The 2027-nt window shown below is 74.7% G+C and carries 2 protein-coding genes; both read right to left on the bottom strand.

The features are described 5' to 3' along the window. Positions 1-69: 69 nt before the first annotated feature. Positions 70-1380 carry a PAS domain-containing protein gene (locus VR44_RS18505; RefSeq protein WP_045948640.1) on the bottom strand — a complete coding sequence of 437 codons (1311 nt, stop codon included), beginning with the start codon at positions 1378-1380 and terminating at the stop codon, positions 70-72. 167 nt (positions 1381-1547) lie between these two features. Continuing rightward, positions 1548-2027, bottom strand: a 480-nt coding sequence (locus VR44_RS18500) for a PH domain-containing protein (protein ID WP_045948639.1), incomplete at its 5' end; no start/stop codon positions are given.

Below are 2027 nucleotides of genomic sequence, written 5' to 3'. Positions count from 1 at the left end.
CCCCAGCGCGGGCTGGATTTTCGCTGCGCGAAATCCAGCCCCGCCTGGGGGCGCCTCTCAGCGGGGCCGTCAGGGGAGGAGGAGGGCCAGGTCCGATGCCACGCGGGACGCGACCTCCTCCGCGTAGGCCGCGTCCGCACGGTCGAACGCGGGGCGCGACGGGCCGCGGACGAGGGTGAGGATGCCCAGGGTGCGCCCCCGGCTGCGCAGGACGGTGCTCAGGGCGTGCGCGGCCCCCGGGGGCCACTGGCGGGCCCGCGCCCAGCCCTCCGCCGCCTCGCTGCCCGGCGCCCCCGGCGCACTGGCGCGGACCGGGCCGATCCGGTCCAGCGCCTGGAGCGCCGGGTGGGCGGCCTCGTACCGGACCGGGATCGCCCCCGGCCCCGGGAGGACCAGGGCCAGCCCCGACGGGGACACCGCCGAGCGGACCAGCCGCCGACCGTCCTCCGCGAGGACGTCGACCAGTGCGTGTTCCGCGAACCCGGCCAGCGCGAAGTCCAGCCGTACGGCCGCCGCCTCCGCCGGGTCCGCGCACTCGGCGGCGGCCCGCCCGGCCCGGTACAGCTGGTTGGAACGGAACCGCACCTGCCCGCCGTCCAGCTCGGCCTGCCGGGCCTCGGTGACGTCCTGGAACAGCCACCCCACGCCCAGCGGCACCGGCTCCTCCGCGAGCGGCGAGGCCAGCCGCAGGAACCCGCACCGCCAGCAGCGCCGCCGCTCCCCCTCCGGGGTCCGGACCGTCACCCACAGCTCCACCGGCCCCGGCGGCGCCCCCTCGGCCAGTACGTGCTGGAGCGCCCCCTCCAGCTCCTCGACGCCCTGGGACAGCAGCTCCCCGAGCGGCCGCCCGAGCAGCGTCGTGCGCCCGGAGCCGAAGGCGCGGGCGGCGTGGGCGTTGACCACCGCCGGGCGCAGGTCCACGTCCACCAGGACGACCCCCCAGGAGGCGTCCTCCATCAGCGCCTCGCTGAGGGCGATGGAGCGCTCGAGGTCGATCTGGGCGTGGACCTCGCTGAAGGCGCAGTAGACCCCGGCCGGTTTCCCGTCGGCGCCCGGCACCCCGGCGGACTGGGTCCGTACGAGGATCCGGCCGCCCTCCTTGGTCAGTAAGGCGAACTCGTGGACCTGGCGGCCCGGCGCGTCCTGCGCCGACATCAGCCGGTCCTGCACGTCGTCCGCGTCGGCGGCCCGCACCGCCCAGCCCGCGAACCCGCGCCGGCCCACCGCCTCGGCGGCCGTCCAGCCGAGGATCCGCTCGGCCTCGCGGTTCCAGTGCGTGATCACGCCGTCGGAGTCGAACGCGCACAGGGCGGCGTCCATCCCGTCGAGCAGCGCTGCGAGCAGATCGTCGGCGGTCTCACTACGTCCGGAAGCACTCACCTGGCACCCCCTGCAGGTGTTCGCGTGTGCGGCACGTCAGATCATTGAACTGGAACGTGACACAGGCCACACCCGGTTCTCGGATTCCTCCCGGAATGTCCGATGGGGGGAGGGGGTACCCAGGCGCTCGGGTGCCCAGACACTCGGGGGCTCAGGTGCTCAGGTGCTCAGGTGCTCGTGACGATGACGATCATCGCGATGACGAAGAGCACGAGGAAGATCCCGCACCCCCAGAACGTCGCCTTCATCACCCGCCCCTCGCGCACCGCCTGCCGCTCCATGCGCTCGCGCGCCCGCGGGTCCGGCGCCCAGTCCGGGCCCCGGAGCTCCTCCCAGGCGGCCCGCAGTGCGGCGATCTCGCGCTCGACGTCGACGTGGTTGTCGTCCACGTACATCAGCTGCACCCGCCGGCCCTCGCCGTCGTAGGCGTACGAGATGAGGGTGGGCTGGTTCTGCCCCACGCCCGCGCTCGGATTGCGCGCGGCCCGGATCTCCTGGATGTCCTCCCAGGCCAGCCGCCTGCTCCCGGTGAACCGGCGGACCCGGATGCCCTTGAGGTCCGCGGAGGTCGCGCAGCGCTTGGAGGCCCACACCAGCCAGCCGAAGAGGAGGAGGACGGCGGCCATGACCGCCAGTTTCACGGAGCC

Source organism: Streptomyces katrae, assembly GCF_000966975.1.
Lineage (GTDB): Bacteria > Actinomycetota > Actinomycetes > Streptomycetales > Streptomycetaceae > Streptomyces > Streptomyces katrae.
This window is presented reverse-complemented; position numbering and strand designations above follow the sequence as displayed.